This is a genomic window from Cellulomonas endophytica, assembly GCF_004123805.1.
Classification (GTDB): domain Bacteria; phylum Actinomycetota; class Actinomycetes; order Actinomycetales; family Cellulomonadaceae; genus Cellulomonas; species Cellulomonas endophytica.
In genome coordinates, this window is the sequence record NZ_RWJX01000123.1 from 1 (window position 1) to 5436 (window position 5436).

At 77.0% G+C, this 5436-nt stretch carries 5 protein-coding genes; 2 read left to right on the top strand and 3 right to left on the bottom strand.

The window, feature by feature from the left end; all coding sequences use genetic code 11:
• The coding region (locus EJA20_RS19205) for a hypothetical protein (protein ID WP_205687572.1) at positions 1-186 on the top strand (186 nt) is incomplete at its 5' end.
• On the opposite strand, the gene EJA20_RS17820 is transcribed toward EJA20_RS19205, so the two are convergent.
• From EJA20_RS17820 to EJA20_RS17830, 3 genes are read right to left on the bottom strand one after another with little or no spacing between them, the layout of a single operon-like run.
• Positions 183-509 (bottom strand): lycopene cyclase domain-containing protein, encoded by a 327-nt coding sequence (locus EJA20_RS17820; RefSeq protein ID WP_129339859.1) that lies wholly within the window; start codon positions 507-509, stop codon positions 183-185. The genes EJA20_RS19205 and EJA20_RS17820 overlap by 4 nt on opposite strands.
• Complete coding sequence (locus EJA20_RS17825; protein WP_129339860.1) at positions 506-874, bottom strand: lycopene cyclase domain-containing protein; 369 nt, start codon at positions 872-874, stop codon at positions 506-508. Before EJA20_RS17825 ends, EJA20_RS17820 begins: the two co-directional genes overlap by 4 nt.
• 54 nt (positions 875-928) lie before the next feature.
• Complete coding sequence (locus EJA20_RS17830) at positions 929-3502, bottom strand: glycoside hydrolase family 38 N-terminal domain-containing protein (protein ID WP_129339861.1); 2574 nt, start codon at positions 3500-3502, stop codon at positions 929-931.
• 284 nt (positions 3503-3786) lie between these two features.
• Here EJA20_RS17830 and EJA20_RS17835 point away from each other — a divergent pair, with 284 nt between their 5' ends.
• Positions 3787-5178: a type 2 periplasmic-binding domain-containing protein gene (locus EJA20_RS17835; RefSeq protein ID WP_129339862.1), complete on the top strand. Its 1392-nt coding sequence runs from the start codon at positions 3787-3789 to the stop codon at positions 5176-5178.
• Positions 5179-5436 lie beyond the last annotated feature (258 nt).

The window sequence follows — 5436 nt, forward strand, 5'->3', positions numbered from 1 at the left end:
GCGCGGGCCGACGGGGCGGGCCGCGCCGGCGGCGGGGGCGCGGCGGGCGGCGCCGGGAGGGGCACCGACGCCGCGGACGGCGCCGACCTCACCCCCGCCGAGCGGACGGCGTCCGTCGGGGTCGTCGACCCCGCGACGCCGGCCGACCCGGGTCCCCCGGAGGCCTCCGGCACGTCCGGGACCTAGTCCGCTCCCGTGCCCCGTCCCGGCGCCCCCACCAGCTCCCACACCGCCGGGAGCAGGAGGACCGCGGCGACCGCGTAGGCGAAGTCCTCCACGGGCGCGACGCCGACCAGCACGCCCGAGATCCGCGCGGGGTCGTAGTCGACGATCGAGAGCCCGACGAGCACGTTGTCGAACACGGCGGTGAGCAGGAGGAGGACGACGAGGGTCACCGCGGTCGCGCGGACGGGGTGCCGCCGGCCGCGCCGCCGCCGCGAGCGCTCCGCGAGCAGCACGACGAGGACGACCCCGGCGAGGAACACGGCGTTGAGCAGGTGGTACGTCACCGCGCCGCCCCCGCGCCCGTGCGCCCGTCCGCGCGCCCGTCCCGGTCCGCGCCCCGCCCGGGCCACCGGGCGAGCGCGAGCCCGTGGACGTTCATCGTGACGTAGCAGAGCAGCACGAGGAAGAAGACCTCCTCCAGGGGCAGCTCCGGCCCCAGCAGCACCCCCGTCATGAGGTCGGTGACGCCCCGGAAGAAGATGCCCAGGCCGATGCCGGCCGCGTCCCACAGGAGGAAGAACGCCACGCCGGTCACGAGCGTCACGGCCGCCCGGCGCGCGTCGCGCCAGAAGAACAGCCCCCAGCGGCGGTCGAGCACGACCTGCCCGGCGATCGACACCAGCAGGGCGGACAGGTAGAGCAGCCCCACGCGTCCCCCCTCGCCCCGCACCGCCGGGCCGGGTGCGCGGCGGTCGCCCCGACCCTACGGGGCGGAGCGACGGCCGTCCGCCCGGCGCAGGTGCAGGTCGGCGACGCCGTGCGGGCCGAGGTGCACCGGTCCCGTGCCGTCGACGGCCCCCGGCCCGTGCCACGTCACCACGGCGTCGGCGGGCACCCCGGCCGGGTTGCGCAGGCGCAGCCGCACGCCGTCGTCCCCCGTCGGCGCCAGCTCGGCCAGCACCGCGTCGGGCGGGTCCACGCGCAGGCCCGACGCGCCGACGAGCAGGGGGCCGGGGCCGACGAGGACCCGCGGGTCGGCCACCCCGCGCGCCTGCAGGGGCAGGCCGAGGTCGCGCCCGAAGGCGGCGACGGCGGCGCGGTCCAGGCCCGCCACCACGGGCGCCAGCCGCCACCGGTAGCGCCCGGTCGCGTCCTGGCTCGCCTGGAAGTTCGTGAAGTGCAGGTTGTTCGCGACCCACGAGAACAGGTGCCCGGGCGTCGCGTCGAGGGCACGCGCCCACTCGCCCGTCCGCAGCCGGCCGAGCTGCACCAGCGGCACGTCCGCGGTGCCCCACAGCACGCCGCCGCCGCCCTCGTCGTCGTCGTCGTCGAGGACACCCACCGCGTGCTGGACCGAGTACCAGTCCCGGCAGGTGTCGGGGAGCTGCTCCGCGTCGGCCGCGAAGACCGCGCCGGCGGTCTCGACGAGGAACGTCGGCCGCGCGACGGCGAACGGGAACGCCACGTGCACGCTCTCGGGGCCGAGCACGGCGGGCTTGACGAGGTCGACCTCGACGTCGACGAGGTCGGTCCCCTCGTGCACGACGAGCCGCCCCTGTGCGTCGGGCAGCCCGGGGACGGACTGGGTCCACCGGACCTCCGCCCAGCCGTCGCCCACCGCCACGCGCGGCTCCTCACTGCCGGAGGCCGCACGGCGGACGAACGCCGGCCCCGGGTCCTCGGGCCGGAACCGCTTCGGGTCGGCCGGGTAGGGGTGCCGCCCGGCCGGGTCGACCGTCTCCACGACGACGGCGCCGAGCCCCACCGGGGAGCGCTGGTCGACGAGCTCGCGCCCCGAGGGCCGGTGCCGCAGGGACACCACGCCGCCCGCCGCGGGGTCGACGACGACGCGCCACGCCCCGTGCTCCAGCGTGCGGCGGCGCACGGGTGGCCCGGGGTCACGGGGCACGGGCAGCACCGCCACCCCGAAGGCGGGCACCGTCACCACGGCCCGGACCCGCCGACGACCGTCCACCTCCGCCTCGACCGGCGCCGTCCGCTCCCGCTCCGCGGGGTTGACGACGACGAGCACGGGCGCCCCCGCGGGGTGCTCCACCGGGGCCTCCGGGGCCACCGGGTCCACCGGGTCCGCCGGGTCCGCCGACGCCAGCAGCCGCACCATGCCCTCGACGGCGAGGTCCCGGGCGAGGTCCCACGCCTCGTAGGCGTACCCGGCCTTCGCGTTCCAGGCCGAGCGGCTCAGCCCGGACCGCGGCCGGGAGAACGACTCCCACGAGCCCCAGGTGTGCTCCGCGACGAGCCCGAACAGCTCGCCGACCCGCGTGAGGTCGCCCTCGACCTCGGCGGCGGCGCGGAGCCGGTACGGGCCCCGCCGGTAGCCGACGACCTCCGCCGCGACCGGGTCGCCCCCGCCCCGCAGCCGGGCCAGGCCGAGCGCCGCCCCGGCCGCGCCGCGGAAGGCCCGCGCCTCCCGGTAGGTCGCCAGCTCCGGCGCCGTGGAGCCGTGGCCGTGCGCCCACCAGTCCGACCACTCCCCGCGCAGCACGGGGACCGCGTCGCCGGCCGCGCGGAGCTGGGGCTCCAGGACGTCCAGCACCTCGTCGACGGTGGCGGTGCGCATGGGCAGCCCCGGGTGCCGGGCGTTCCAGTGCCGCACCACGGCGGTGAAGCGGTCGGTCGGCCACCGGTTGTCGTTGCCCGCGTGCACGACCGCGGTGTCGACGGGCAGGTCCTCGCGCGCCTCGAGCCGCGCCACGAACGCGGCGACCCGGGCCTCCGCGGCCACCACGTCCCCGTCGACGAGCCCCCACTCCTCGCCGACGCCGTAGTGGGTGGACAGCCACACGAGCACGCGCTCGCCCGAGACGCCCTCCCACCAGAACCCGGAGGGCTGCGGCAGGGGCGGCCGGCCGTGGTCGGGGTTGAGCGCGAGCAGCAGCCGCCCCAGGCCCGCGCGCCGCATCGCCTCGACCGTGCCCCAGGGCAGGCCGTTGACGTCGCCGTGCTGGACGGTCCGCACGGGCAGCCCCGCGGACCGCAGGGTCGCCACGCGGGCGTAGGCCTCGTCGAGCTCGGCCGCCGAGGGCAGGGTCGTGCTGTTGAGGTAGCCGCCCGTCACGGACACGCGGCCGCGCCGGGCGGCGTCCGCGAGCCGTGCGGCACCCTCCGGACCCCGCAGGGCCAGGTGCCGCAGCACGGGACGGCTCACCTCGAACGTCCACCGGAACGCGTCGGGACCGTCGCGGCGGTCCCTCTCGACGAGGTCGAGCACCCGCCCGACGGCGTCGGCGTGCGCCCGGTCGACGACGCGAGGACTGTGGGTGTAGCCCACGTCGTGGTGGGTGTGCCCGAGCAGGAGCACCTGGCGCAGGCGCACGGCGCCGCCCTCCCCCGGTGGGCGGCCCCCGGGTCCGCTCCACCCTGTCGCTCTGGCATCGTTGCCACACCACGCTAGCCCGCGGCCGGGGCGCCGTGGAAGGGCGAATGCCGTCCCCAGCGGCGTGACCGACCCGTGACCCGCTGCCGCTTGTCCCCCCGCCGGGCCCGCGTTAGCGTCGCTGGGGTGGGAAGGTTTCCAGCCTGCTCACGGGCCGACGGCGACGTCGGCGGACTCGTGCGCGGCGGCGACGGTGCCGGCGCCCGACGTGGAGGGGAACCGCGATGAGGAGAAGGGTCCGTGCGGCGGCCGTGCTGCTGCCGGTGTCCGCGCTCGTGCTCGCCGGCTGCGGCGGGGGTGACGACGGCGGCTCGGGCGGGACGGGCGGCGGTGGTGGGGGCGGGGCGGAGTTCACCGACGCCGACCCCACGGGCGCGCTGGCCGCCTGGGGGTTCGAGAACGCCGACGACGTCGGCCAGTCCCGCCTCGACCACGCCGAGGAGCAGCTCGCCGACGTGGAGATCACGCTCGACGCCACCGCCTTCGACGCCCAGAAGTTCACGACGCGCATCGCGTCGGGGGACGTGCCGGACGTCGTGCAGATGGACCGGCGCTACGTCATCACCTACGCGGCGCAGGACCTCATCGTGCCGCTGGACGACTGCTACACCGCCCGCGACGTCGACCCGCGGGAGCAGTACTACCCGTCCGTGGTGGACGACGTGACCTACGAGGACCAGGTCTGGGCGGTGCCGCAGTTCTACCAGCCGCCGGCGATCCTCCTGAACAAGCGGGTCATGGACGCCGCGGGCGTGACGAACGAGCAGATCGACACCTCCCAGCCGGAGGTGCTGCTGGAGGCGGTCACGAGGATGTACAAGGAGAGCGGCGGCGTCCCGACGACCCTCGGGTTCGACCCCGTGGCGACCGGCCAGGGCGGCCTCTGGGTGCTCGGGATGGGCGGCAGCCTCACGGACGACGCCGGCATGCCGACGCTCGACGACCCGGCCAACGTCGAGGCGCTGGACTACCTCAAGCAGATCACGGACGCCCAGGGCGGCTTCGCGAAGGTGAAGAGCTTCACGGACTCCTTCGACACCTTCGGCGACAACAACCAGTTCGTCGCGGACCAGGTGGGCGCGCAGGTCAACGCCCAGTGGTACCCGAACGTGCTGGGCCCGTACGCGGACCAGATCCAGATCGAGGCGGTGCCCTTCAAGGACGCGGAGGGCAACCCCTTCTCCGTGGCCTCGGGGACGGCGTTCGTCATCCCCGCCGGGGCGGAGAACCCCGACGCGGCCTGCGCGTGGATGCTCAACCTGACCTCGCAGGACGCCTGGATGGCGGCCGGCGCCGCCCGTGCGGCCACCCTCGAGGAGAACGGCGGCATCAACACCGGGCTCTTCACGGGCTCGCCGGCGGCCGACGAGGCCATCCGCGCCGAGTACGTGGGCGAGAGCGGCAACGCGAACTTCGACCAGGTCATCGGCACCTTCTACGACGTGGTGGGCTTCGGCCAGACGTTCGGCGCCTCGCCCGCGGGGCAGGACATCCAGAACGAGCTGAACAACGCCATCACCGCGGCGCTGCTGGGGGACAAGACCTCGGAGGAGGCGCTCGCCGACGCCCAGGAGGCGGCGATGCGGGCCTACGAGAACGTGGGCGGCGGCAGCTGACCACCGGCGCGGGCCGGACGCCGGGGACCCCCGGCGACCGGCCCGCGCGACCGGACGCCGGGGCGCGTCCCGCGAGGGGGTGGCGGGACGCGCCCCGTGCTGCGCCCGGGGACCCTGCGCCGGCGGGACGCCCGCGTCGGCGGGCGCGACGCGCGCGTCGGCGGGCGGCCCCCGCCCGACGTAGCGTGGGCGCGTGAGGAGCGCATGACGGCCGCGGCCGCACCCGGCCCGGCGCCGGCCCGCCCGCCGGCGGGGGCG

Excerpts from the sequence above, each read along its gene's own strand:
- EJA20_RS17835 (WP_129339862.1), top strand. The coding sequence starts at position 3,787 with ATGAGGAGAAGGGTCCGTGCGGCGGCCGTGCTGCTGCCGGTGTCCGCG.